This window comes from Lysobacter sp. CA199 (assembly GCF_052078715.1).
In the GTDB taxonomy this organism is placed as follows: Bacteria; Pseudomonadota; Gammaproteobacteria; order Xanthomonadales; family Xanthomonadaceae; genus Lysobacter.
Genome location: NZ_JBQJIL010000012.1, coordinates 178,914 through 203,098 on the forward strand (window position 1 = coordinate 178,914; position 24,185 = coordinate 203,098).

Consider the following 24,185-nt stretch of genomic DNA (forward strand, 5'->3'; position numbering starts at 1 on the left):
ACTATCGTCATGGGCGGTGCGACAATGGCCGGACAACAACAAGAAAAAGGCCGATACGCATGAAAGACAAAGAACAGATCGTCGAAAACTGGCTGCCGCGCTACACCGGCGTGCCCCTGGACCAGTTCGGCCAGCACGTCCTGCTGACCAACTTCAGCGGCTACCTGCACACCTTCGCCCGCCTGACCGGCGCCGAAGTGGTCGGCCTGGACAAGCCGATGCCGAGCGCGACCTTCGACGGCATCACCATGATCAACTTCGGCATGGGCAGCCCGAACGCGGCGACCATGATGGACCTGCTCTCGGCGATCATGCCGCAGGCGGTGTTGTTCCTGGGCAAGTGCGGCGGCCTCAAGCGCAAGAACGAACTCGGCGACCTGGTCCTGCCGATCGCGGCGATCCGCGGCGAAGGCACCTCCAACGATTACCTGTTGCCCGAAGTGCCGGCGTTGCCGGCGTTCGCGCTGCAGCGCGCGGTTTCGACCATGATCCGCGACCTCGGCCACGATTACTGGACCGGCACCGTCTACACCACCAACCGCCGGGTCTGGGAACACGACGAAGCCTTCAAGGAACGCCTTCGCACGATGCGCTGCATGGCCATCGACATGGAGACCGCGACCGTGTTCGCGGCCGGCTTCGCCAACCGCATTCCCTGCGGCGCGCTGTTGCTGGTGTCGGACCAGCCGATGATCCCCGAAGGCGTCAAGACCGAGGCCTCCGATGCCAAGGTCAGCGCCGAGTTCGTCGACAACCACATCAATGTCGGCATCGAGGCCCTGAAGCTGATCCGCCGGCACGGCAAGTCGGTGCGGCATTTGCGCTTCGACGAGTAAGCCGGCCGCTTGAGCCGGCCCGCCCGCCCGCGCGCGACCGCGCCGTCGGAACGGCGCCGGCATTCGCTTTTGCCGCAGGCAGCCGACGCGGCTCGGATCAGGTGACGTCGATCAGGCCGAAGGTCCGTATCACCTCCGGGCCATGCGCCGGAAGCGGCGATTCGCGACGATGCGAGTGCAATCCCGCATCGTTGAGGAAACGTGCCATGGATGAGGTTTCCATTTGGCGGCTGTATGTGCTCAGAGGCATGTATCTGCTTCTGGTCGTGGGGCTGGGCATCACCATCTGGCCGGGCATCGTGTCGCCACCGCCGCATCTGTCGCATATGGGTGGTGTGGTGCGCGCCGTGCTCGGCGCGATCGCGCTGCTCGCGGTGGTCGGAATCCGCTACCCGCTCAAGATGCTGCCGTTGCTGTTGTTCGAATTGTTATGGAAGTGCGTCTGGGTGCTGGCCTTCGGCGTACCGCTGTGGCTGAACCGGCAGTTGGACGCGGGCACCGCCGAGACGCTCAACGATTGTCTGTTCGGGATCGCGGTGGTCGCGATCGCGCTGCCCTGGGGCCATGTGTTCAGACACTATCTGAAAGCTCCGGGCGACCGATGGCGCGCTCATCGCGCATAGAGGCGCAAGCTGGCTGGCGTCCCGTTGCGCTCGCCCGAGCGATCTGCAGGCGAGCCTGGATCACTACGTCGGCGCGCTCGGTTTCGCCACCGATTGGAAACACGGCGACGACTATGCATGCGCGTGCCGCGGTCGGGCCGCATTGACGCTGTGCGCGGACGACCAGTGTGCGCCGGGCACCTGGGCCCATGTCGGCATCAGCGATGCCGATGGGTTTCGCCGTGCTGCATGGCGCGGCGTTCGCGCGCCTGAACGGTTTACCCTGCGACGGCACGCGGAACCGCTGCTTTCATGAGGTTTTGCGACGCGCGACACGCGACATCCGAAGGGCTGAGACCTCAGCCGACGACAATGTCTTCCACGACCGGAGGACAGGTCATGGAACAGCTCATCTTCACCGTCATCGGCGCCCTGCTTACCTGGGCCTTCTACTTCATCCAACGCATCGCCGAACGTCGCGGCACGGTCGACGCGATCGAGCGCGGCAAGCAATTGCTGGCGCTCAAACAGGAACTCGACGGCGCGCACACCAGCGTGGAGGAACTGCGCCGGTTCGAGAACAAGCTGATCGGCAAGGCCGAGACCGCCGCGCGCATCGCCGACAATTATTTCGGCAAGGCCGAGGCGATCGCGCGCGACAGCGACGACGAGCGCGTGAGCCAGGCCGACATGAGCCAGCAGGCGATCGCCGAACTGGGTCGCGAGCAGACTCGTCTGGACGGGTTGGTCGAACACCTGCGCAAGCAGCTCGACGGCGAGGATCTGCGCGCGTTCGAGCAGGCGCATCAAGCCTGGTTGGCGTTTCGCGAACGCCATGCGCGCTTCGTCTCGCAATCGTACTCGTCCGGCCCGATCCGGCCGCTGATCTACGCGGTGACGATGGAAAGCGTTACCGTGGCCTGGATCAACGAGTTGGAAACGCAGTTGGGCGAGGACGCATGAGCCGACCGACGCAGTGACGACCCTCCTGTAGGAGCGGCGCGAGCCGCGACTGCGAAACCGCATAGACGTCGTAGGCGTGGTTTCGCGGTCGCGGCTCGCGCCGCTCCTACCGTCGCCTCGGCGAAGATCGCCTGCACGGTTTCGACACCTGGGCGGGGCGATGCTACGGTCTGGCCCATCCCACCCTGCACAGGCCGCTTATGTCCGCCACCGCTAAACACGTCGTCGATTTCTGGCGCAACGCCGGCCCCGCCCGCTGGTTCGACCGCGACGACCAGTTCGATCATCAATGCCGCAACGGCTTTCTCGAAACCCACCACGCCGCCGCGCGGCGCGAGCACGACGACTGGGTGGAACGCGACGCCGAGTCGGCGCTGGCGCTGTTGATCCTGCTCGACCAGATTCCGCGCAACGTGTTCCGCGGCAGCGCGCACTCGTATGCCACCGATCCATTGGCGCGCCACTACGCCCGGCGCGCGCTGGAACTGGGTCACGATCAACGCATTGATCCGGCGCTGCGCTCGTTCTTCTATCTGCCGCTGGAGCATTCGGAAGATCCCGCCGACCAACAGCGTTCGGTCGAACTGCACCGTGCGCTGCCGCCGGACGGCGACGGCAACGATGCCGCGCAATGGGCGGTGCAGCACCAACAGATCATCGAACGCTTCGGCCGCTTTCCGCATCGCAACGCGGCCCTCGGCCGACAGAGCACGGCGCAGGAGCAAGCCTATCTCGACGGCGGCGGCTTCAAGGGCTGACTCCGCCAGCCGGGGTATCGGTGAAAACCGGAGCGGCCGCGACGGTGATGTCGCGGCCGTTCTGTTTGGTGGCGTAACCAGCGAAATCGCGCTGGCGGTGCGCCGGAAAACTCAACCCATCGAGCGCGATGGCCGCACAGTTTCGTCCTGCTGCATCGCCAGTTGCTGATCACGCTGCGTCGATTGCGCCTGCGCGCTGCGGTCGACCGCCTGAGTGCTTTCGGCCAGCGGCTGCTGCATCGCCACCGTGGTCGGCACGGCCACGGCGTTGTGATGCACCGAGTGGTGATCGCCCTCCACGGCGAACAGATTCTTGGCGTCGGTGCCGAGCACCACCTTATTGATGTCTTTGAAGTTGGCGTTGACCGCGGCCGCGGTCAACGCGCCGGCCGCACGCGCGGTCGCGTCGTCGGAGGGCCGGCCGTGGCGCGAGTCGATCTCGTGCATGCCGGCCAAGGCCTTGTTGAACATCGGGTTATGCGAGTGGCCGGGATCGTTGAGCAGCGGCGTGCCGCGCGAGTCGTTGGCCGAGATACCTGGGAAGTTGATGCGCGGAATGCTGTTCTGCAAACGGTCCCAGCCGTCCTTGACCGCGCCGCGCACGCGGTCGCCGGCGTCCTGGATGCGCTCGCCGGCGTCCTGCACGCCCTGCTTGGCTTTGTCGTAGCCGTCCTGCACGCCCTGTTTGGCCTTGTCGTAGCCTTGCTGGACGCCCTGCTTGGCTTTCTCGTAGCCGTCCTGCACGCCTTGCTTGGCCTTTTCGTAGCCCTGGTGCAGGCCTTCCTTCGCGTCGTCGTAGCGGTGCTGAATCTCGCGCTTGAGCACGTCGGGCATGCCCGCGCCGGGCTCCTTTGGCAGCTTCCAGTCCGATAGATCCTTGCCGTTGGTGATGACTGCGCGCATCTGGTAGATGTCGTGGCGGAACGAGTCGAACATTTCCTTGTTCTTGCCGTAGGTCTGGCGGTTGGCGTCGCTGAGCAGCGGCGGCCCGGAGATCTCGTTTTGTTTGTAGAACTGGGTGACGCTGTGCGGATCGAAGCCGACTTTCCGGATGTCGGCGACGAATCCGCCGATGCCCTGGGTGCGCGGATCCTGTTTGTCCGCCAATAGATCCTTGGCGTCCTTGTCGATCGCGTACAGACGCACTTCGCCCAGATGCTTGCTGGCGGCGCTGACGATGTCGGTGGCGCGGACGTGGTTGACGATGTCGAGTTTGGCGCCCTTGGGCAGGTCCAGGTCGAGGCTGGCCGCGCCGTAGGCGTTGTAGGTTTCGCCGTGCAGGCCGTATTTGGCAGCGGTGATCTGCGCCAGCGTGCCGCCTTGCGAGTGGCCGGTCACCGAGACTTGTGCGGGATGGCCGTTGACGGGGAAGCGCTTGGCCAGTTCGAGCGCTCTTTCGGTAAGCGCGGATGCGGGTCCGATCTGAGGATTGGTGCGGTTGAACACCATGTTGCCGTTGCCGCCGACCCAGTCTTGTACGACTTGATTCAGTCCACCTTCCGAACCGCGGTGGGCGACGATGATTTCACCGGATTTCATGTCCCGGTAGATCGTGCCTTGATAGCCGCTGATGTGCGACTTAGTCTCCAGGACCATGTAGTCGCGGTCCCCGATCCTTTCTTTTTTCGAAGGGTCGGCGACACGATTCTGATAGGAGTCGTCGGCCAGGGCAGCATAAGAGCGGCTGGGCAGGGTCATTGTTCAATCTTCCTTGATTGGAAATTGACTTGGAAATCGCTGGCGGTCGGGAACTGTTCGCCAGCGAGTGTCATCGGGTGGAAATCAATCGGATCGGGCGAGAGGTCGAACAGCGATTTCTGCGCGAAGGTCACTTGCTCGTCGCCGCTCAAGATCGCTTCTTGCCAGGTGCCGGTGGAAAACACCGCGGGCTTGGCGAACAACATCACGCCCACCGCGGTCAACTCCCACGGGCAGACGCCGAGTCCGTAGTAATCCTCTTCCAGAATCATGTCGGTGAAGAAAATTCCGCGGTATTCGGTGTCCGATACTTTGCGCAGCTCCAGCGGGATGTCCTTGGTGGGGCGGTTGCGGACTCCTCCCAGCGCACGGGTCTGGTCGAGCGGGATGCAGGCATCTTTGTCGCGCGGAACGTCGAATTGCAGGTTTCCGGTGATCTTCTCGAACGGCCGCGGTACATCGCGGATCGTCATGACCACTTCGTACTGATGCTTCGGATTGGGATTGAGTTTGATCTCCGGCAACGGCACCGGTTGTTGGCAGGCGGCGGTCGAAACGGTCATCAAGGTCACCACTGAGGAAAGAAATAGGGACTTCACGGGCAGCATGCGGGAGGTCTCAGGGCAGCGCGGCCGGCGCCGGCGGACGCCGCATCGAGCGCGCCGATGGCGGTGCGGACCTGAGCGGTACGAACCAAGGCGGTAGCGTCGAGGGCGGGCGGCGGCGATAGCGGGGGAGGAAGCGGCCGGCGGCGCGGGCGCGCGGCTCGGGTGCAAACGCGGGACGGCGGGCCCGGCTCGCGAGCGGCGAGGCGGTTTGGAGCAAACCGGATGCGATTCGTCCTGAATCCATGGTGGGGCTCATCGCGCCGAATCAGGCGCATCGTGGATCGAGTATCCACGGGCCGTCCGAGGGAGGCAAGCCGCGGCGGCAGGCACAAAAACCAGCCTGAACCCGTTGCCGCGGCCTGCGTGGGAGAGCTTTCGGGCCCGCTGCGCCGCGGTAACCCGCCCCACAGACGACAAAGCCGCGCCCCTGGGGACGCGGCTTTCAGCACCGGCGTAATCCGCGCTCAGTACTTGGCGATGGCACTGTCCAGATCGGCCCAGGCATCGATGCCGCCTTCGACGTTGTAGATCTCGCGATAGCCCAGCTGACGGAAGTGCTCCGCGGCCTGGGCGCTGCGGCCGCCGTGGTGGCACAGGAACGCGATCGGGGTGTCCTTGGGCAGGGTTTCCAGCGCGTCGGTGCCGTGATCGAAGGTGTCGAAAGCCAGGGCGAGTCGGGCGATCGCACGTTCGTCGGGCGGACGCACGTCGACCAGGCGCAGCGAACCGGCGCGCAGACGCTCGCTGGCGTCGGCCGGGCTCAGCGCGCGTACCGCCGGCGGCGCGTTGGGGTTGGTGATGACCAGGCCGCGGCCGCGATCGTCGTCGGCCCAGTCGATCGACACGCCGTCGGCGCGGCGCGCGTTGATCCAATCGGTCTGCACGCGCACGCCTTCGACCTCGGTCGCCACCGCGCCGGCGTCGACCGGGGCCAACTGCAGGCGCACGTTGTGGCGCGCGTCGACTTCCAACTGCACCGCGTAGTTGTCGCCGGCATTGGCCACCGCTTCGCGCAGCATCTGCGCCGCCGCGGGGGTGATGCTCAGCCGCGGCGGGCTGCGGTCCGGCGCGGGCAGGCCCAGCGCGCCGTGCAGTTCGCCGCTGCCGGCCATCTGCTCGATGATGTCGCTGCCGCCGACCAACTGGCCGTCGATGTACAGCTGCGGGATCGTCGGCCACTCGCCATAGGTCTTGATGCCTTCGCGGATCTCCGCATCGGCCAGCACATCGACGTGGGCGTAGCCTTGCGGCAGCAGCGCGTTCAGCGCGCCGGAAGCCTTGGCCGAAAAACCGCACTGCGGCGCGTTCGGCGCGCCTTTCATGAACAGCACGACGCGGTTGGACTGGAGCAGGGTTTCGATGCGCGAACGCAGGGCGGGATCAAGGGACATGACGGTCTGTCTGGCGGGAATCCAGCCCACATGGGGGCGGCTCCGGCGTGCCGCAAGGTAGGATGGGCCGTTCGCGAGGCCGGCCGCGCCCGTATCGCATCCCGCCCGGAGCCCCGTCCCATCCGCATGAGCGTTCTTGCCCCCCATCGTTCGCCTCGCCGCCCCTGGGTCTGGCTGTGGCTGTTCGCCGCCTCGCAGTTGGCGGTGGCGGCGCTGTGGTGGCGGCTGGGCTGGGGCGTGGGCCTGACTGCGTTGCTGCTCAGCCACGCGGCGATGTTCTGGGGCACGTTGTGGCCGCGCTCGCGCCTGTTCGGCCCGGTGCTGACCCGGCTGTCGACCGATGCGCGCGCACTGTGGCTGACCATCGACGACGGTCCGTCCGAGGACACGCCGGCGATCCTGGACCTGCTCGATGCGCACGACGCCAAGGCGACATTCTTCCTGGTCGCCGAACGCGCCGCCGCGCGCGCCGAGCTGGCGCGCGAGATCGTCCGCCGCGGCCACGGCATCGGCAACCACAGCCTGTCGCATCCGCAGGCCTGGTTCTGGGCGCTGGGCCCGCGGCGCATGGCCGCGGAAATCGAGCAGGCCCAGTCGCGCCTGCAAGCGGTGACCGGCGTGACCCCGCGTTGGTTCCGCGCGGTGGTCGGCATGGCCAATCCGTTCGTGTCGGTGTCGTTGAAGAAACTGGCGCTGGCGCGGGTGGCCTGGAGCGCGCGCGGTTTCGACGGCGTACTTGGCGAACCGGACAAGGCGGTGGCGCGGATCGTCGCCGATTTCCGTCCCGGCGCGATCGTGTTGCTGCACGAAGGCGCGCCGCATGGCAACAACGTGGCGATCGTCGCAGGCGTGCTCGAGGCGATGAGGGACGGCGGTTACCGGGCGATCGTTCCGGAGTGATCGCGCCGGCCGAACGCTATGCGTTCGGGCGGGGAGTGAAGGCAGCCACGCTGGATGGCAACAGCATTCACGCCTGCGGCGCTCATCCCCTCACCCTAGCCCTCTCCCGCAAGCGGGAGAGGGAACACATACAGTGCGGGATCGCCGTGTTCTGGCAAATTGAGCGCCTCTCCTGTTGACGGGAGAGGGGTTGGGGTGAGGGCGGCGAAGTCGGTCGTAACAGCATTCGCGCCTTCGGTGCTCATCTGCGCCGCGCGACGATCAGCCAATTGTTGAACGGCGTATTGCCGTACAGCGGTGCCACCGTGGTGTCCAAGCCGTAGCCTTGCAACTGCGCGTGCAGGGCCTGCGCATCGGGATAGCAGCGCGGTGCCGACTGCATCCAGCCGATCAGCTTGGCCAGGCGGTCGGTGGTCTGGCCGAGACGGCCGCGGCGGCTGCCGTCGGCCACCGCGGTGCGGATCACCAGCCTCGCGCCGGGCGACAGCATCGCCGCGGTGAGCGCGATCAGATCGTGCTGGGTCGGCGCGTCGAGGTATTGCAGGACATCGAGAATCGCCACGCTGCCGCGATGTTCGGGCGGCCCGAGTGCCAGATCGACCACATCGAAACGCGCATCGGCCAGAGCGACCTTGGCCACGACCTTGCGCGCGCGGGAAATTTTGGCCGCGTCGTTATCGACGCCGCGATAAGCCATGGTCTGCCCGTCCAGGCGCAGCGCATGCGCCAACAGGCCCAGGCCGCAGCCCAGGTCCAGCACCGGCGCCTGGCTGCCGCGCAAGGCCTGCAGCACGCCCGGATACAACGGATCGCTGCCGAGCTTGGCGCGGCTGTAGTAGTAATCCCAGCGATTGCCCAGCGGATGCACCGGCAGAAACGCGCGGGCGATGGCTTGCGCGCGTTCGGGCGGCAGCGGCCGCGCCGCGTCGCCGGCGGCGTTCATCGTGGTTCTGCGTCTTGCAGCAGATCGCGCGCCACCGGCAGCGCCAGCGCGGTCCATTGCGCGTACATCGCCGCCGACGGGTGCAGGCCGTCCTCGGCCAGCATCTGCGGCTCGCTCGCGCGATCGCGCGATGCCGGGGCGATGTCGACGAAGGCCACGCCGTGGCGCGCGCAGACTTCGCCGGCGCTGATATTGAACACGTCCAACTCGGCGCCGATCGCGGCCGCGCCGCGTTTGTCGGTGGCGCCGAACGGAGTGGCGCCCCAATCGGGAATCGACAACACCAGCACCCGGTCGGCGCGGCCGCGCGCATAGCCGATCGCGCGTTCCAGCAGCTCGCGGAACTCGGCCGCGTATTGCACCGCGCTGCGGCCGCGGTACTGGTTGTTGACCCCGATCAGCAGGCTGACGAAATCCCATTGCCCCAACGGTTCGGCCAAGTCCAGCGCCAGCGCCAGCTCATCGGTGGTCCAGCCGGTGGTGGCGATGATCCGCGGCGCGGCCAGGCCGATGCCGTGTTCGCGCAACTGCACCGCCAACTGCACCGGCCAGCGGCCGGCTTCGGGCACGGCCTCGCCGATGGTGTAGCTGTCGCCGAGGGCCAGATACGTCAGGGCCATCGCAGCCTCAGGCGACGGCGGCCGCGCGTTGGCCCTGGCTGCGCGCGGCGTAGCGGTCGAGCACGCGCTCGATCCGGCCGAAGACTTCGCGCACATCGCTGGGCTGCGGCAGCAGGGTCACGCGGAAGTGATTGCGGTAGGGCACGTTGAAGCTGGAGCCTGGGACCACCAGCACGTCCTCGGTTTCCAGCAGCTCCAGGGCGAACTTGTGATCGTCGAAGCCTTGCGCGGCCGCGCCGGTCACCGCCGGGAACGCGTACAGCGCGCCGGCCGGGACGACCAGATCCAGATGTTCGCTGGCCTGCACCGCATCGATCACCGCGCGGCGCGCTTCGTACAGGCGTCCGCCCGGTTCGCACAGCGGGGTGATGGTGTCGGTGCCGTTGAGCGCGGCTTCGATCGCGAACTGGCCGGGCACGTTGGCGCACAGGCGCAGCGCGCCGAGCAGATCCATGGCGTGGTGGAAATCGCCGCTGGCGACCGGATCGCCCGACAGCACCGCCCAGCCCACGCGCCAGCCGCAGGCGCGGTGGACCTTGGACAGGCCGCCGAAGCTCAGGCAGGGCAGATCGCCGGCGATCGGCGCGACCGGAGTGAACTGCGCGCCGTCGTAAAGAATGGAGTCGTAGATCTCATCGCACATCAGCAGCAGCTTGTGCCTGGCGGCGATGGCGACGATGCGTTCGATCAGCGCACGCGGATACGCCGCGCCGGTCGGGTTGTTGGGGTTGATCAGCACGATCGCGCGGGTGCGACTGGAGACCAGTTGCTCGATCTCGTCCGGATCGGGCAGGAAGCCGTTCTCCGGCTGGCAGCGGTAGTACACCGGGCGGCCGTCGTTGAGGATGGTCGCGGCCGACCACAGCGGGTAGTCGGGCGAGGGCAGCAGCACTTCATCGCCCGGGTTCAGCAGCGCGCGCAGCGACAGGTCGATCAGCTCGCTGACGCCGTTGCCGATGAACACGCGCTCGGGCGAGGCATTGGGCGTGCCGCGCTTCTTGTGGAAGGCGGCGACGGCCTCGCGCGCGGCCGGCAGGCCCTGCTGGTGGGTGTAGGGGTCGGTGTCGGCGATGTGGTCGGCGATCGCGCGCTGCAGGTGCTCGGGCGCGCGGAACCCGAAGGCGCCGGGATTACCGATGTTGAGCTTGATCTGCTTGCGTCCCTGGGCCTCCAACTCGCGAGCTCGCCGGGCCAGTTCACCGCGGATTTCGTAACGGACTTCAGACAGGCGTTCGCGGGTTTTCAGGGGCGGAAGGGACATTGGAGCGGGCAGGGTCGGTGGATGGGCCTTCAGACTAGCTGAATCCGCCCGACTAAGCAGCTTGGCCGGGCCTGCGGCCGGGCCCGGCGTCTGCGGCGGCGCGCACGGTTCCCGGCTTTGCTCTGCGCCCGGGCCGGAGCGGAGCGCCGGGCGGGGGCGGGCGGTCCCGAGCGGTCCAAAGCCGGACGCGAAAGGCAAAACCTGCGGGCGGCCTATGTAGAATCGGGCCATGCCTGCCATCTGCCCGCGCCTTTGACCCCCGAACTCGCCGCCTTGCAGGCGATCGGATGGCCGATCACGGCCGAGGATATCTTGCCGGCCGACCCGGTCTGGCGCCAGCTGTTGGCCGATCATCCGCAGGCTCGCCCCGCGCGGGTCACCGAGCAGCACCGCAGCGGTTACGTCGTCTCCGATGGGCCCGACAGCGGCTATCGGGTCGAGTCCCTGCCCGAATGGCAGCGCGCGGCGAGCTACAAGAAAGGCTCGCTCGCGCCCGAACAGCGGCCCGGCGTCGGCGACTGGATGTTGGTCGAAGGCGAGCCCGAGCGCGCCAAGGTCGTGGCGTTGCTGCCGCGCTACAGCGCGATCAAGCGCGGCGCGGCCGGCGAGCATTACAAGCAGCAGCTGATCGCGGCCAACATCGACACGGTGTTCGTGGTCTGCGGTCTGGACGCCGACTTCAATCCGCGCCGGATCGAGCGTTATCTGTTGCTGGTGCGCGGCGGCGCCGAGCCGGTGATCGTGCTGACCAAGGCCGACGAAGCCACCGCCGCCAACGAACACGCAGTCGCGCAGGCCATCGGCGCCCTGATCGAACTGGCCCAGGGCGTGGCGATCCGCGCGGTCAACGCGCGCGATCGCGACGGCAGCGTCGCGGCGATGTCGCCGTGGCTGCAGCCGGGCCGCACGGTGGTGTTGGTCGGTTCCTCGGGCGCGGGAAAATCCACGCTCACCAACAGCCTGCTCGGCGTCGAACGCATGAAGACCGGCGCGGTGCGCGAGAGCGACGCGCGCGGCCGCCACACCACCACCCATCGCGCGCTGATTCCGCTGCCGTCGGGCGCGTGTCTGATCGACACCCCGGGCATGCGCGAACTCAAGCCGACCGGCGAAGAAGACGTAGCCGAGAACTTCAGCGACGTCGAAGCCCTGGCCGAACAATGCAAGTTCCGCGATTGCTCGCACGCCAGCGAACCCGGCTGCGCGGTGCGCGAGGCGATTCAGAGCGGCAAGCTCGATCCGCAGCGTTTCGCCAGTTATCTGAAATTGAGCGGCGAAGTCTCGGGCGCGGCCAGCAAGCTCGCCAACCGGCGCGCGCAGAAGGCCGACATCAAGACGCCCGGTAAGCCTTCGGGCAAGCGTTCGGACGATAAGCATGGGCGGCGTTGAGCGCGGGCGTGGTTTGAGGATCAGTCGCGTGGATGCGCTCTTCGCCTTTGCTTCCACAACATCCAAGAAGGCCGCCGCATGAGCGCCCTCCCCACCGATCTGAGTCCCGACATCCAGCACCACGCCGCGCTGGACGCGCGCATGGTCCGCGCCGCGCGCGGCATCAAGCTGCTGACCATGGCCAGCTGGCCGGCCGGATTGGAAGACGCGTTCCTGGCCGACTACGCGCGCGGCACCGCGGTGCTGCCGGTCATCCAGTACCCCAAGCACGACTTCAGCGAAGTGCGCGCCGAACTCGATGCGATCGCCGACGCCGCCGACCGCGATCATCCGCTCGGCGAGTACCTGATCGAATCGGCGCACTCCTGGGGCATCGCCGCGCAACTGCTCGAATGCCTGGGCACGCCCGCAGTCACAGATTACTCGGTGCAACTGTTCGGCAAGCCCGACGCGGCCCTGCCCGGGCAGGGGCCGAGCACGCGCGAGGCCGCCAATCACTTCATCTCCATCGCCAACGAACTCGACCGCGAGCTGATGTCGCCGGCCGAAACCGTTGAGATATCCGCGACCGCGCTGAGCCTGCAATTGCAGCGCGATCTGGACGACTATTTCGATGCCCGCGTGATCGAGGTGATCCTCGATCCCGACCTGATCGCCAAGGCCGCCGCCGGCGCTACCCGTATCCGCCTGCGCACCGGCGCGGCCTTCAGCGACTACGACCGCCACCAGTTGCTGCAGCACGAGGCTTTCGTGCATTCGCTGACCGCGCTCAACGGTCGCTTGCAGCCCATTCTGCCGAGCCTGGCGCTGTCCTCGCCGCGCAGCACCGCCACCCAGGAAGGTCTGGCGACCTTCGCCGAGCAGATCACCGGCAGCATCGACATCGGCAGGATGAAGCGGCTGAGCCTGCGCATCGACGCGGTGGCGATGGCCCTGGACGGCGCCGATTTCATCCAGGTGTTCCGTTACTTCATCGACGCCGGGCAATCGCCGGCCGACAGTTTCGCCTCGGCCCAGCGCGTGTTCCGCGGCGTGCCCACCGGCGGCGGCGCGGCCTTCACCAAAGACACCGTGTACCTGCGCGGCCTGGTCGGCGTGCACACCTTCTTCCGCTGGGCGCTGCGCCAGCAGAAGCTGCACCTGTGCCGCTGGCTGTTCGCCGGCAAGATGACCTTGGGCGACGTGCAGCGTTTCGAACCGCTGTTCCAGGACGGCGTGATCGCGCCGCCGCGCTGGATGCCGCCGTGGATCACCCGCGCCAACGGCTTGGCCGGGATGCTGGCGTTCTCGCTGTTCGCCAATCGGATTCGCCTCGATCACATGGCCGAGGGCGATTTCAGCGAGATCGGGTGATCGGGTCTTGCCCTATCCGACGGTAGGAGCTGCGCAAGCTGCGACCGCGAAACCTCGCTTACGCCGCATGTGGGGTTTCGCAGTCGCAGCTTGCGCAGCTCCTACCGTCGCTTCGATGCGGGATTACCCCATCCGCAAGCCGCCATTGACCGCATAGTCCGCGCCGGTCACGAAGGCCGCATCGTCGGACGCCAACCACGCGCACAAGCTCGCCACTTCCTCCGGTTTGCCCAACCGCCGCACCGGTACCGAGGCGGCCAGGCGATCGAGCACGTCGGGCGGGAACGCGCTGATCGCCGCGCTGGCGACGTAACCGGGCGAAAGCGTGTTGACGGTGACGCCGCGCGCGGCGAATTCCTGCGCCAGCGCGCGGGTGAAGCCGTGCATCGCCGACTTGGCGGTGGCGTAGTTGACCTGACCGATCTGGCCCTTCTGCGCGCTGACCGAACCGATGTTGATGATCCGGCCCCAGCCGCGCGCGGCCATGCCGTCGACCACTTGCTTGGTGATGTTGAACAGCGTGTGCAGGTTGCCGGCCATCACCGCATTCCAGTCGTCGCGGGTCATCTGCCGGAACAGCACGTCGCGAGTGCCGCCGGCGTTGTTGACCAGCACGTCGACCTCGCCGACCTCCGCTTTGACCTGGGCGAAGGCGGCCACGGTGGAATCCCAGTCGGCGGCGTTGCCTTCCGAGGCGATGAAGTCGTAACCCAACTCGCGCTGTTCGCGCAGCCAACCGGCCTTGCGCGGCGAATTGGGGCCGCAGCCGGCGACCACGGTGTGACCGCTCTGCGCGAGTTTCTGGCAGATCGCGGTACCCAGGCTGCCCATGCCGCTGGTGACGTAGGCGATGCGGAGTGTCATGGCGTCAGGTTCCTGTGGGTGAGCTCCCTGTAGGAGCGGCGCGAGCCGCGACCGCGACATCGCGGCTACGACGCAAGCGCGGTTCCGCGGTCGCGGCTCGCGCCGCTCCTGCAGGGGGCGATCAAGCGGCGAAGGGGTAGAGTGCGAACGCAAGCGAAGCGAGCATCAGGATCATCGAAATCATCACCGCCCATTTCAGCGTGAACTTCTGATGGTCGGCGAAATCCACGTTCGCCATGCCGACCAGCAGATAGGTCGACGGCACCAGCGGGCTCAACAGATGCACCGGTTGGCCGGCCAGCGAGGCGCGCGCCATTTCCACCGGGGTGATGCCGTAATGCCCGGCCGCTTCCGACAGGATCGGCAGCACGCCGAAATAGAACGCGTCGTTGGACATGAAGAAGGTGAAGGGCATACTGGCGATCGCGGTGATCACAGCCAGATGCGGACCCCAGGCGTCGGGAATCACCGCCAGGAAGCTGCGCGACATCGCCTCGACCATGCCGGTGTTGGACAAGATGCCGGTGAAGATGCCCGCGGCGAAGATCAGCGAGACCACCGCCAGCACGTTGCCGGCGTGGTTGCCGATGCGGCGGCGCTGTTCGGCCAGGTCGGGGTAGTTGATCACCAGCGCGATCGCGAAGCCGATCATGAACAACACCGGCAACGGCAGCAGGCCGAGAATCAGCGCCGTCATCAGCGCCACGGTCAGCCCGGCGTTGACCCACAGCAGCTTCGGCCGCTTGGTGTCCTCGCTGTCGGCCAGGGTCGGCAGATTGTCGCTGGCGGTATCGAGCTCGGGATTCCAGTCGGCGGCGTGGCCGTGCAAGGTCACGATGCCCAGGCGCCGGCGCTCGCGCAGACCCAGGTACCACGCCAACGCGATGATGCCGAGCAACGAGATCGCCATCGCCGGAATCAGCGGCACGAACACTTCGCTGGGATCCACGTGCAGCGCCGTCGCCGCGCGCGCGGTCGGTCCGCCCCACGGGGTCAGGTTCATCACCCCGCTGGCCAGGATGGTCACGCAGGTCAGGTTCAAGGCGTTCATGCGCAGGCGCTGGAACAGCGGCAGCATCGCCGAGACGGTGATCATGTAGGTGGTCGAGCCGTCGCCGTCGAGCGAGATCAGCATCGCCAGCACCGCGGTGCCGACCACGATCTTGACCGGATCGCCCTTGACCAGTTTGAGGATGCGCTTGACGATCGGATCGAACAGTCCGGCGTCGATCATCACCCCGAAGTAGAGGATCGCGAACATCAGCATCACGCCGGTCGGCGCGATCTTCTTGATCCCCTCGATCATCATCTCGCCGATGCCATGGCCGAAGCCGCCGGCCAGGGCGAAGACGATCGGGATCACGATCAGAGCCACCAGCGGCGACAGCCGCTTGCTCATGATCAAGTACATGAAGGTCAGGACCATGCCGAAGCCGAGGATGGTCAACATGAGGCGATTCCTTTGGATTTGATCGCGATGCGGATCGATTCGATTCGATGCGGCACGATCGGAAACGGCGAAACTCTTATCCCGTCGAACGGCGAAGCGATCACTCCGTCAAACGACGAAACTCCCACCCCGTCATTCCCGCGAACGCGGGCTCTGCTCCACTTCGGCGGAGCCGAATATCCAGGGCCTTTCGAGCGAAAGACTCAGAAGTCGTACTGAAACCGCCCGGTGATCGCACGCGTGCGATCCAGCGTCCTATCCGCCAACCGATCGCGATTGCGGCTCTCGATCCAGTCCAGCATGAAGCGCAGATTCGAGCGAAGATGCCAGTTCACGCCCAGGCTGGTCTGCTCCATCGACACGTCGTTAAAATCCGCTGCGCCGTTCAAATGCTGCTTGCCGCGAATCGTGTCGTAGCGCGCCGCCAACACCCAGGCGCCGCCACTACCAGCGGGTTTGACCCGGCCGAAGCGCCCGGACTTGCGGTCGTACGGCATGTTCTCGCCGGTGATGAACCAGCCGATCAGGCCGTAGGCCGAACGGATCTCGCCGCGCTGCGAACCATCGTCGAAATCCGCGCCGCTGAGCTCGGACTGCAGATAGATCGGCCCACGCGCCAGGCCGAATTCCAGCGAGTACTTGTCCACGTCCGTGTCCAGGCCGCGGCTGAAATTGACCAGCGTCGCGCGGCTGTTGTCGGACAGATGCCCGGCCGGGCGCGGCGCGATGCGCAAGCCGTTGGCGCCGTCGCGGCCGGGATGGTCGTAGTACTCGCGCGCCAGCGACAGGCCCAGATGCAAGGTGTCGCCGTCTTCGTTGCGCGGCGCCCAGGTGCCGCGCGCGCCGAACGCGCGGCCCTTGACCTGCCATACGTCGATGCTTTCCAGGCTGTAGACGCTGCCGCCGACGGTGTAATGATCGCGCGCGGTGATCCACGCCGCGCCGAGCCGGTACAAGGGCGCGACCGAACTGGCGAACATGCTGCGCTCCATGAACACGCCGTAGTTGGAGCTGATCCGGTCGTCCAGGGTGAAGTACTGCTTGAACTGGCCGATGGTCAGCTTGCCGGCCTTGAAATCGCGGGTGACGTAAACGTCCTTGGCCTCGACGTTGTCGCCGCTGAACTTGTCCTGCAAACCGGCGAAGTCGCCTTCGATCTTGTAGCCCCAGCCGTAGAACCGGCCGGACACATCGAGCCAGAGACGGCGCACTTCGGTGTCGTCCGGGTTGGCGGTGCCGCGGCGGTCGTCGTCGAACTCGGCGAAGTCCCAGTGAATGCGTCCGCCGAACTCGGCGGTGACGGGGCTTTCCTCGCCCTGCGCCGCATGAACGACGCCGGACGCGGCAAGCAGGCACAGCGCGACACACGCGCCGGCGTGGTGGACAACAGCCATCGATGTTTCTCCCGGCCCTGTATTCCCGCTGCATTTGCGCGACATGCGCGCGCCGCAGCGCTTATAGTTGGGCCGTCCCGACTGGACCGTCCCAACCCCTCCAGCGCAGGCTAGGCGGTCGAAGCTGTCAACGACCTGTCATCGCCGAGGGTTTTTTCTAAGGCCGCTGATTGAGTGCGGCTTCTGACTGGGCGACGGAGCCCGTTTAATGCGTATTCTTTTGGTGGAGGACAACGCGGATCTGGCCGACGCCATCGTCAGGCGCATGCGCCGCGACGGGCATGCGGTGGACTGGCAGCCCGACGGCCTGCAGGCGGCCAACGTGCTGCGTTATCAGAACTTCGATCTGGTCGTGCTCGACATCGGCCTGCCGCGGCTCAACGGCCTGGGCCTGCTGGCCGGATTGCGCGAGCGCGGCGACACCACGCCGGTGCTGATGCTGACCGCGCGCGACGGCATCGAGGATCGGGTCAAGGCGCTGGATTCCGGCGCCGACGACTACCTCAGCAAGCCGTTCGATTTTCGCGAATTCGAAGCGCGCTGCCGGGTGCTGCTGCGGCGCAACCGCGGCCAGGCCGCGGGCGTGGTGCAGATCGGCGGCTTCGTGTTCGATGCCGGCGCGCATCGGGTCACCCTGGATGGCGAGGCGATCGAGGTACCCAATCGCGAGTTCCGCCTGCTCGAAATCCTGATCGGAAAACTCGGCCAGGTGGTGAGCAAGGACGAGATCGGCAACGGCCTGTTCGGCTTCGACGATGAAGCCGGGCCCAATGCGATCGAACTCTACGTCGGGCGTTTGCGCAAACGACTCGCGCCGGCGCCGCTGCGCATCCTCACCGTGCGCGGCGCGGGCTATATGATCGAACACGTCCTGCCCGGCGCGGAGCGCGACGATGGCTGAGCCCGCGCGCGCAGTGCCGCCGCGTCGCGATTCGATACGCAAGACGCTGCTGATCTACCTGGGCGCGTTGTCGCTGATCGGCGCGGTGCTGTTGTTCCTGGCCGCGCGCAGTTACGGCCGCGACGCCGCCGATCGTTCCTACGATCACCTGCTGATCTCCTCGGCGCTGTCGATCGCCGACAGCGTGGCTCTGGTCGACGGACAGTGGCAGGTCGATCTGCCCTACGCCGCGCTGGATCTGTTGGCGATGGCGCCGGAAGACCGCGTCTACTACCGCGTCGCCAGCCGCGAGGGCCTCACTATCACCGGTTACGCCGATCTGCCCGCGCCGCCATCGCCGCCGGCCGACGGCAAACCGCGTTTGTTCGATGCGATGTATCGCGGCGAGCGCACCCGCTTCGTCGCGGTCTCGCGCTGGGTGGCGGGGCCGGTGGGGCAGGGGCAGGCGATCGTGCAGGTGGGGCAGACCCGGATTGCGCGGGAGGATTTGGCCGAGGATGTGGTGTTGCGGGCGCTGGTGGCGATCGTCGCAGTGTCATTGGCGGCGCTGCTTTTGGTCTGGATCGGCGTGCAGCGCGCGCTGCGGCCCTTGCGCAAACTCGAACGCGATCTGTCGCTGCGCGAGCCGTCGGATCTCAAACCGGTGGCCGGCGACGTCCCGCTGGAACTCGATCACATGGTCGGCGCGCTCAACCGCTTCATGGCGCGGCTGTCGGCCAGCAACGAAACCCTGCGCGCGTTCATGGGCGATGCCGCGCATCAGATGCGCACGCCGCTGGCGGCGCTGCGCGCGCAGGCGCAACTGGCGCTGGACGAGGACGATCCGGGCGAACAACGCCGCAGCCTGGTGATGATCGAGCGCAACGCCAGCCACATGAGCCGGCTGTTGAACCAGTTGCTCAGCGACGCCAGCGCGATCCACCGCTCGCATCTGCAGCAGTTCGAAACCGTCGATCTGGCCGAACTGCTGCATCAGGCGATCTTCGAATCGATCCCGCAGTCCGGCCCGCGCCCGGATCTGCGACTGGCCGCGACCAATCATCCGGTGCTGGTGCGCGGCGACGCGCTGTTGCTGCGCGAGGCGATCAAGAACCTGATCGACAATGCGCTCAAGCACGGCCAGCCGCGCCAGGCCGATCAGAAACAGAGCGGCGAGGGCGGTCCGTTGCAGATCGCCCTGACCGTAAGCGGCGAGGACACCGCGCCGACCGCGGTACTGACCGTGGCCGACCACGGGCCCGGCATCGCCGCGGCCGATGCGCAGACCGTGTTCGAACGCTTCGCCCGCGGCCGCGACGCCGCCGACGGCGGCGCCGGCCTCGGCCTGGCGATCGTCAAGCGCATCGTCGACAGCCACGGCGGCCGCATCGACCTGTCCAACCGGGTCGGCGGCGGTCTGATCGTCACCCTGAGCCTGCCGAGGGTTCCGGCATGAACCGTCCGATCCGTGTGCGATGGCCCGTCCGGTACGCACTCCTGGCCGCGCTCGCCCTGTTGCTGGCGCTGGCCGCGACCGCGCCGGCCCAGGCCGAGCCCGGCGACGTGCGCACCTTCAAGGCGCCGCAGACCCGCGCCGCGCAACTGCGCATCCACGGCTCGACCGACATCGAGAACTTCGCCGCGGTCATCGCCGACTACCAGCGGCTCAATCCCGGCACCGAGGTCGAATACTCCGACCTGGTCGCGCAGGACATCTACGCCCGCCACCTGCAGGCCGGCCCGCGCAGCGCCGATCTGCTGATCAGCAGCGGCATGGACCTGCAGACCAAGCTGGCCAACGACGGCCACGCCCTGGCTCATCGCTCGCCGGCCACCGCTGGGTTGCCGGCGTGGTCGCAATGGCGGCACGAAGCCTTCGGCATCAGTTACGAACCCATCGTCATCGTCTACAACAAACGCCTGCTGCCGGCGGCGCGGGTGCCGCATACCCGCCGCCAACTGCTGGCCCTGCTGCGCGATCCGGCCGCCAAGCTGTCCGGGCGGGTCGGCACCTACGATGTCGCCCGCAGCAGCGTGGGCTATCTGCTGGCGACCCAGGACCACCAGTTGGGCAGCATGGCCGGCGCCCTGCAGGCCGCGCTCGGCGACAACCGGGCGGTGCTGGAGGAACGCACCGGTCCCTTGCTCGACCGGGTCGCCCGCGGCGAACTGGCGCTGGCCTACAACGTGCTGGGTTCCTACGCCCAGGCCCGGATCGACGACGGCGCTCCGCTCGGCATCGTCCTGCCCGAGGACTACACCCTGGTGCTGTTGCGCACTGCGCTGATCCCGCGCACCGCGGCCAATGCCGCCGAGGCCGGGCGCTTTCTCGACTATCTGCTGTCCCCGCGCGGGCAGGCCATGCTGGCTCGCCACGTCGGCCTGCAGCCGGTGCTGCGTGGTCCCGGTGCGCCGCAGGGCCCGCAGGCCCGCGACGGCACCCGGGTGCGGGCGCTGCGGCCGATTCCGCTGGGGCCGGGCCTGCTGGTGTACCTGGACGGGCTCAAGCGCCGGCAGTTCCTGGAGGCCTGGCGCAGCACCGTTCAGCCGCAGCGCAAGGACGGGAGCGCCGTGCCGTGAGTCACCATACCCGGGCGTCGGTTGTGTGCGCGGGTTCGCGAATCGCGGACCGGCCGTTGCCGCAAAGCCCGTCCGCCCGGCACCGGCTACAAACGCAAACAACCCCAAAGTACTAATGAATGCCGCATGGCGGCGGCGCGAATCCGCCATGACGATCCATTAGACTGCTGATCCAACACCCTCGCGCCCTTGCCACGGTAGCCCCCAAGCGATGTCCGACAACGATCTGAAAACCGCCGCGCTCGACTATCACCGCCTCAGCCCGCCGGGCAAGATCAAGGTCACCGCGACCAAGCCGATGGTCACCCAGCGCGACCTGGCCCTGGCTTATTCGCCGGGCGTGGCCTACGCCTGCGAGGCCATCGTCGATGACCCCAACACCGCCAGCGAGCTCACCGCGCGCGGCAATCTGGTCGCGGTCATCACCAACGGCACTGCCGTGCTCGGCCTGGGCGACATCGGCCCACTGGCCGGCAAGCCGGTGATGGAAGGCAAGGGCGTGCTGTTCCAGAAGTTCGCCGGCATCGACGTGTTCGACATCGAGATCGACGAGCGCGATCCCGACAAGCTGGTCGACATCATCGCCTCGCTGGAGCCGACCTTCGGCGGCATCAACCTCGAAGACATCAAGGCGCCGGAGTGCTTCATCGTCGAGCGCAAGCTGCGCGAGCGGATGAAGATCCCGGTGTTCCACGACGATCAGCACGGCACCGCGATCATCGTCGGCTCCGCCGTGCTCAACGCGTTGGAAGTGGTCGGCAAGAAGATCGAAGACGTCAAGCTGGCCACCAGCGGCGCCGGCGCGGCCGGCATCGCCTGTCTGGACATGCTGGTCGCATTGGGCATGAAGCCGGAGAACATCCTCGCGGTCGATCGCGACGGCGTGCTCTACAGCGGCCGCGGCAACATGGACCCGGACAAGCAGCGCTACGCGCGCGACACCGACAAGCGCACCCTGGCCGACATCATCGTCGGCGCCGACGTGTTCCTGGGCCTGTCGGCCGGCGGCGTGCTCAAGCCGGAAATGGTCGCGACCATGGCCGACAAGCCGATCATCCTGGCGCTGGCCAATCCGTATCCGGAAATCCTGCCCGAGGACGCCAAGGCCGTGCGTCCGGACTGCATCATCGCCACCGGCCGTTCGGACTACCCGAACCAGGTCAACAACGCGCTGTGCTTCCCCTACATCTTCCGCGGCGCGCTCGATGTCGGCGCCACGGTCATCAACGAAGACATGAAACTGGCCTGCGTGCGCGCGATCGCCGCGATCGCGCGGATGGAATCGTCCGACCTCGGCGGCGCGTATGGCGGCGACGTCCCCACGTTCGGCCCTGAATACCTGATCCCGCGTCCGTTCGACCCGCGCCTGCTGGTGATGCTGGCCCCGGCCGTGGCCAAGGCGGCGATGGATTCCGGCGTCGCCAAGCGTCCGATCCACGACATGGACGCGTACGAAGAAAAACTCAGCCAGTACATCTACCGCACCGGTCTGCTGATGAAGCCGGTCTACGACCGCGCCCGCGCCGACCGCAAGCGCGTGGTCTACGCCGAAGGCGAAGAAGAGACCGTGCTGCGCGCGGTGCAGACGGTGATCGACGAAGAACTGGCCTATCCGATCCTGATCGGCCGCCCCGACGTCATCGACACCCGGATCAAGCGCCTGGGCCTGCGCATGCGCGAGGGCGTGGATTTCGAGTTGACCAACATCAACGACGATCCGCGCTTCAACGAATACTGGCAGCAGTACCACGCGCTGACCGAACGCCGCGGCGTGTCGCCTGCGGCGGCGAAGAACCTGCTGCGCTCGCGCCCGACCCTGATCGCCGCGCTGATGGTCGAACGCGGCGAAGCCGACGCGATGATTTCGGGCCTCGTCGGCCGCTTCCACAAGAAGCTCGGCTACATGCGCAGCATCTTCGACTTCGATCCGGGCGTGTCCGGCACCTCGGCGATGACCGGCGTGATCAACGACCAGGGCGCGTGGTTCTTCCTCGACACCCACGTCCAGGTCGACCCCAGCGCCGAGCAGATCGCCGAGGCGACCTTGCAGGCGACTTACCGCCTCAAGCTGTTCGGCATCGAGCCCAAGGTCGCGCTGCTGTCGCATTCCAACTACGGCAGCCACGACAACCCGTCAGCGGCGAAGATGCGCAAGGTCCGCCAGATCGTCAAACAGCGCCAGCCGAAACTCGAAATCGACGGCGAAATGCAGGCCGACACGGCATGGGACGACGTGCTGCGCAAGCGCATCTTCCCCAACGCGACCCTGCACGGCCGCGCCAACCTGTTCGTGCTGCCTAACCTGGACGCGGCCAACATCACCTACAACATGGTGCGGGTGATGACCGACGGCGTGGCCATCGGTCCGATCCTGATGGGCCTGGACAAGCCCGCGCATATCCTGACCCCGGCCTCGACTCCGCGCCGCGTCGTCAACATGACCGCGATCGCGGCCGTGGACGCGCAGATTCGTGCTTCGCGCGAGGCCGAGCGCAAGGGGCTTTCGGAAATCGGCGGGGTCTGATGCGACGCGCGCCGGCGAAGGAGGCGCTGTGAACGCCGTACTGGCCAGCGAAGCACCGCTGTCGATCGAGTTCGCGCCTGCGTTCGTGCCCGTGGCCGAGCCCTGGCCGCGGGTCAGCGTGCTGCTGCTGTGTTTCCGCGACGCGGACTATATCCGTGCCGCGATCGAAAGCGCCTTCGCCCAGACCGTGCCGTGCGAGATCATCGTCTCCAACGATTGCTCCGACGACGGCACCTTCGACATCGCCGAGGAAATGGTCGCCGCCTACTGCGGCCCGCACCGGGTCAGCGTGCGCTGCACCGAGCGCAATCTCGGCGTGTCGGCGCATTTCAACGAGGCGATGGCGCTGGCCCACGGCGAAATCATCGTGATGATGGCCGGCGACGACATCGCTTATCCCGAACGCGTTGACACCATCGTGCGCGCGTTCGACGACACGCCCGGCGCGATGGTGCTCGGCAGCGATTTCGACGGCATCGACAGCAACGGCGGGCCGATCAAGGTCAGCTTTCGCAAGCGCCCGGAGCGCTACGAACTCGATTACTACGTGCGCATCGGCCGGCTGATCGGCCTGCTCGGCGCGACCATGGCGTTCCGGCGTTGCGTGTTCGACCGCTTCGGCCCGCTGATCGGGCCGATCGAAGACAACGCCCTGAGCCTGCGCGGTGCGCTGCTCGGCCAATCGCTGTGCCTGCGCCAGTCGCTGATCCGGTACCGTCGTCATCCCGGCAGCGTCAGCGGCACGGTGTTCGCACGCGACGAACCGCCCGAAGTCGCCACCCGCCGTCGGTACGAGCGCACCGTGCAGTTCTATCGCGGCACCGCCGACGATCTTGAATACTGCATGCGGCAGATGCCGGAGCTGTCCCCGCGCAAGCGGCGAATGGCCGAACACGTACTGGCGATGTACCGCATCGAAGCCGACGCGCGCGAAGCCTTCATCGCCCAACCGCGCTGGCGCTGGCTCGGCCCGGTAGTGCGCGGCCTGACCCAGCGCGGCCTGCGCCGCAAGAGCGCCGAGCGCGCCCTGAAGCTGCTGATGCCGCGGTCCTGGTTCGGACTGCGCTGAACCCGCGGCGGAATCGATCGGCCCGACGCATCCCGCCTTTGTGGAGAGGATCTCCAGATTGGACGTGAATCGCTCTTGTGCGAGGGCCCTTCAGGCCCGACG

At 67.1% G+C, this 24,185-nt stretch carries 21 protein-coding genes; 12 read left to right on the forward strand and 9 right to left on the reverse strand.

From position 1 onward, the window contains the following. Window positions 1-59 precede the first annotated feature (59 nt). From ACTOWJ_RS22080 to ACTOWJ_RS22095, 4 genes are all read left to right on the forward strand, one after another. The gene (locus ACTOWJ_RS22080; protein ID WP_441336766.1) at window positions 60-836 is read left to right on the forward strand and encodes an AMP nucleosidase; all 777 of its coding nucleotides are present in this window, start codon (window positions 60-62) and stop codon (window positions 834-836) included. 206 nt (window positions 837-1,042) lie between these two features. Further along, window positions 1,043-1,459, forward strand: coding sequence for a hypothetical protein (locus ACTOWJ_RS22085; protein WP_441336767.1), 417 nt, complete (start codon window positions 1,043-1,045; stop codon window positions 1,457-1,459). 378 nt (window positions 1,460-1,837) lie between these two features. Beyond that, window positions 1,838-2,401 carry a lysozyme inhibitor LprI family protein gene (locus tag ACTOWJ_RS22090; RefSeq protein WP_441336768.1) on the forward strand — a complete coding sequence of 188 codons (564 nt, stop codon included), beginning with the start codon at window positions 1,838-1,840 and terminating at the stop codon, window positions 2,399-2,401. Between the two features lie 200 nt (window positions 2,402-2,601). Then, window positions 2,602-3,159, forward strand: a complete 558-nt coding sequence (locus ACTOWJ_RS22095) for a DUF924 family protein (protein ID WP_441336769.1) — start codon at window positions 2,602-2,604, stop codon at window positions 3,157-3,159. 111 nt (window positions 3,160-3,270) lie between these two features. Here ACTOWJ_RS22095 and ACTOWJ_RS22100 read toward each other — a convergent pair whose 3' ends face one another. From ACTOWJ_RS22100 to grxD, 3 genes are all read right to left on the reverse strand, one after another. Continuing rightward, the gene (locus ACTOWJ_RS22100) at window positions 3,271-4,857 is read right to left on the reverse strand and encodes an XVIPCD domain-containing protein (RefSeq protein WP_441336770.1); all 1,587 of its coding nucleotides are present in this window, start codon (window positions 4,855-4,857) and stop codon (window positions 3,271-3,273) included. Then, complete coding sequence (locus tag ACTOWJ_RS22105) at window positions 4,854-5,465, reverse strand: hypothetical protein (RefSeq protein WP_441336771.1); 612 nt, start codon at window positions 5,463-5,465, stop codon at window positions 4,854-4,856. Before ACTOWJ_RS22105 ends, ACTOWJ_RS22100 begins: the two co-directional genes overlap by 4 nt. 464 nt (window positions 5,466-5,929) lie before the next feature. Beyond that, window positions 5,930-6,856: a Grx4 family monothiol glutaredoxin gene (grxD, locus tag ACTOWJ_RS22110; protein WP_441336772.1), complete on the reverse strand. Its 927-nt coding sequence runs from the start codon at window positions 6,854-6,856 to the stop codon at window positions 5,930-5,932. A 126-nt stretch (window positions 6,857-6,982) separates the two neighbouring features. Here grxD and ACTOWJ_RS22115 point away from each other — a divergent pair, with 126 nt between their 5' ends. Next, on the forward strand, window positions 6,983-7,756 hold the full coding sequence (locus ACTOWJ_RS22115; protein WP_441336773.1) for a polysaccharide deacetylase family protein: 774 nt from the start codon (window positions 6,983-6,985) through the stop codon (window positions 7,754-7,756). 241 nt (window positions 7,757-7,997) lie between these two features. Here ACTOWJ_RS22115 and ACTOWJ_RS22120 read toward each other — a convergent pair whose 3' ends face one another. The 3 genes from ACTOWJ_RS22120 to ACTOWJ_RS22130 are packed head-to-tail and all read right to left on the reverse strand — an operon-like array spanning window position 7,998 to window position 10,580. Then, complete coding sequence (locus ACTOWJ_RS22120) at window positions 7,998-8,669, reverse strand: methyltransferase domain-containing protein (RefSeq protein ID WP_441336852.1); 672 nt, start codon at window positions 8,667-8,669, stop codon at window positions 7,998-8,000. Window positions 8,670-8,695: 26 nt separating this feature from the next. Next, window positions 8,696-9,319 carry an SGNH/GDSL hydrolase family protein gene (locus tag ACTOWJ_RS22125; RefSeq protein ID WP_441336774.1) on the reverse strand — a complete coding sequence of 208 codons (624 nt, stop codon included), beginning with the start codon at window positions 9,317-9,319 and terminating at the stop codon, window positions 8,696-8,698. 7 nt (window positions 9,320-9,326) lie between these two features. Beyond that, window positions 9,327-10,580, reverse strand: a complete 1,254-nt coding sequence (locus tag ACTOWJ_RS22130; RefSeq protein WP_441336775.1) for a pyridoxal phosphate-dependent aminotransferase — start codon at window positions 10,578-10,580, stop codon at window positions 9,327-9,329. A 240-nt stretch (window positions 10,581-10,820) separates the two neighbouring features. On the opposite strand from ACTOWJ_RS22130, the gene rsgA reads away from it, so the two are divergent. Together rsgA and ACTOWJ_RS22140 are read left to right on the forward strand one after the other, a co-directional pair. Continuing rightward, on the forward strand, window positions 10,821-11,969 hold the full coding sequence (gene rsgA, locus ACTOWJ_RS22135; protein WP_441336853.1) for a ribosome small subunit-dependent GTPase A: 1,149 nt from the start codon (window positions 10,821-10,823) through the stop codon (window positions 11,967-11,969). A 78-nt stretch (window positions 11,970-12,047) separates the two neighbouring features. Beyond that, window positions 12,048-13,322 (forward strand): flavohemoglobin expression-modulating QEGLA motif protein, encoded by a 1,275-nt coding sequence (locus ACTOWJ_RS22140; RefSeq protein WP_441336776.1) that lies wholly within the window; start codon window positions 12,048-12,050, stop codon window positions 13,320-13,322. A gap of 123 nt (window positions 13,323-13,445) precedes the next feature. Here the strand turns inward: ACTOWJ_RS22140 and phbB are convergent, their stop codons facing one another. The 3 genes from phbB to ACTOWJ_RS22155 all read right to left on the reverse strand — a co-directional run bounded on the left by phbB (window position 13,446) and on the right by ACTOWJ_RS22155 (window position 17,030). Beyond that, window positions 13,446-14,186, reverse strand: coding sequence for an acetoacetyl-CoA reductase (gene phbB, locus ACTOWJ_RS22145; protein WP_441336777.1), 741 nt, complete (start codon window positions 14,184-14,186; stop codon window positions 13,446-13,448). 121 nt (window positions 14,187-14,307) lie between these two features. Beyond that, window positions 14,308-15,636 (reverse strand): CitMHS family transporter, encoded by a 1,329-nt coding sequence (locus ACTOWJ_RS22150; RefSeq protein WP_441336778.1) that lies wholly within the window; start codon window positions 15,634-15,636, stop codon window positions 14,308-14,310. A 203-nt stretch (window positions 15,637-15,839) separates the two neighbouring features. Further along, window positions 15,840-17,030 carry an OprO/OprP family phosphate-selective porin gene (locus tag ACTOWJ_RS22155; RefSeq protein WP_441336779.1) on the reverse strand — a complete coding sequence of 397 codons (1,191 nt, stop codon included), beginning with the start codon at window positions 17,028-17,030 and terminating at the stop codon, window positions 15,840-15,842. Window positions 17,031-17,238: 208 nt separating this feature from the next. Here ACTOWJ_RS22155 and ACTOWJ_RS22160 point away from each other — a divergent pair, with 208 nt between their 5' ends. The 5 genes from ACTOWJ_RS22160 (at window position 17,239) to ACTOWJ_RS22180 (ending at window position 24,083) form a co-directional block, all read left to right on the forward strand. Further along, on the forward strand, window positions 17,239-17,931 hold the full coding sequence (locus ACTOWJ_RS22160; protein WP_441336780.1) for a response regulator: 693 nt from the start codon (window positions 17,239-17,241) through the stop codon (window positions 17,929-17,931). Further along, window positions 17,924-19,366, forward strand: a complete 1,443-nt coding sequence (locus tag ACTOWJ_RS22165) for a sensor histidine kinase N-terminal domain-containing protein (protein WP_441336781.1) — start codon at window positions 17,924-17,926, stop codon at window positions 19,364-19,366. Before ACTOWJ_RS22160 ends, ACTOWJ_RS22165 begins: the two co-directional genes overlap by 8 nt. Window positions 19,367-19,407: 41 nt before the next feature. After that, a complete protein-coding gene (locus tag ACTOWJ_RS22170) occupies window positions 19,408-20,490 on the forward strand; it encodes an ABC transporter substrate-binding protein (protein WP_441336854.1) in 1,083 nt (360 codons plus the stop codon). A 211-nt stretch (window positions 20,491-20,701) separates the two neighbouring features. Then, the gene (locus ACTOWJ_RS22175; protein ID WP_441336782.1) at window positions 20,702-23,014 is read left to right on the forward strand and encodes an NADP-dependent malic enzyme; all 2,313 of its coding nucleotides are present in this window, start codon (window positions 20,702-20,704) and stop codon (window positions 23,012-23,014) included. A 28-nt stretch (window positions 23,015-23,042) separates the two neighbouring features. Next, window positions 23,043-24,083, forward strand: a complete 1,041-nt coding sequence (locus ACTOWJ_RS22180) for a glycosyltransferase (protein WP_441336783.1) — start codon at window positions 23,043-23,045, stop codon at window positions 24,081-24,083. Window positions 24,084-24,185: the final 102 nt, after the last annotated feature.

What these genes read in the sequence shown, in the direction of transcription:
- ACTOWJ_RS22080 (WP_441336766.1), top strand. Translation starts at nt 60, where the DNA reads ATGAAAGACAAAGAACAGATCGTCGAAAACTGGCTGCCGCGCTACACC.
- ACTOWJ_RS22085 (WP_441336767.1), top strand. Translation starts at nt 1,043, where the DNA reads ATGGATGAGGTTTCCATTTGGCGGCTGTATGTGCTCAGAGGCATGTAT.
- ACTOWJ_RS22090 (WP_441336768.1), top strand. Translation starts at nt 1,838, where the DNA reads ATGGAACAGCTCATCTTCACCGTCATCGGCGCCCTGCTTACCTGGGCC.
- ACTOWJ_RS22095 (WP_441336769.1), top strand. Translation starts at nt 2,602, where the DNA reads ATGTCCGCCACCGCTAAACACGTCGTCGATTTCTGGCGCAACGCCGGC.
- ACTOWJ_RS22100 (WP_441336770.1), bottom strand. Translation starts at nt 4,857, where the DNA reads ATGACCCTGCCCAGCCGCTCTTATGCTGCCCTGGCCGACGACTCCTAT.
- ACTOWJ_RS22105 (WP_441336771.1), bottom strand. Translation starts at nt 5,465, where the DNA reads ATGCTGCCCGTGAAGTCCCTATTTCTTTCCTCAGTGGTGACCTTGATG.
- grxD (WP_441336772.1), bottom strand. Translation starts at nt 6,856, where the DNA reads ATGTCCCTTGATCCCGCCCTGCGTTCGCGCATCGAAACCCTGCTCCAG.
- ACTOWJ_RS22115 (WP_441336773.1), top strand. Translation starts at nt 6,983, where the DNA reads ATGAGCGTTCTTGCCCCCCATCGTTCGCCTCGCCGCCCCTGGGTCTGG.
- ACTOWJ_RS22125 (WP_441336774.1), bottom strand. Translation starts at nt 9,319, where the DNA reads ATGGCCCTGACGTATCTGGCCCTCGGCGACAGCTACACCATCGGCGAG.
- ACTOWJ_RS22130 (WP_441336775.1), bottom strand. Translation starts at nt 10,580, where the DNA reads ATGTCCCTTCCGCCCCTGAAAACCCGCGAACGCCTGTCTGAAGTCCGT.
- ACTOWJ_RS22140 (WP_441336776.1), top strand. Translation starts at nt 12,048, where the DNA reads ATGAGCGCCCTCCCCACCGATCTGAGTCCCGACATCCAGCACCACGCC.
- phbB (WP_441336777.1), bottom strand. Translation starts at nt 14,186, where the DNA reads ATGACACTCCGCATCGCCTACGTCACCAGCGGCATGGGCAGCCTGGGT.
- ACTOWJ_RS22150 (WP_441336778.1), bottom strand. Translation starts at nt 15,636, where the DNA reads ATGTTGACCATCCTCGGCTTCGGCATGGTCCTGACCTTCATGTACTTG.
- ACTOWJ_RS22155 (WP_441336779.1), bottom strand. Translation starts at nt 17,030, where the DNA reads ATGGCTGTTGTCCACCACGCCGGCGCGTGTGTCGCGCTGTGCCTGCTT.
- ACTOWJ_RS22160 (WP_441336780.1), top strand. Translation starts at nt 17,239, where the DNA reads ATGCGTATTCTTTTGGTGGAGGACAACGCGGATCTGGCCGACGCCATC.
- ACTOWJ_RS22165 (WP_441336781.1), top strand. Translation starts at nt 17,924, where the DNA reads ATGGCTGAGCCCGCGCGCGCAGTGCCGCCGCGTCGCGATTCGATACGC.
- ACTOWJ_RS22175 (WP_441336782.1), top strand. Translation starts at nt 20,702, where the DNA reads ATGTCCGACAACGATCTGAAAACCGCCGCGCTCGACTATCACCGCCTC.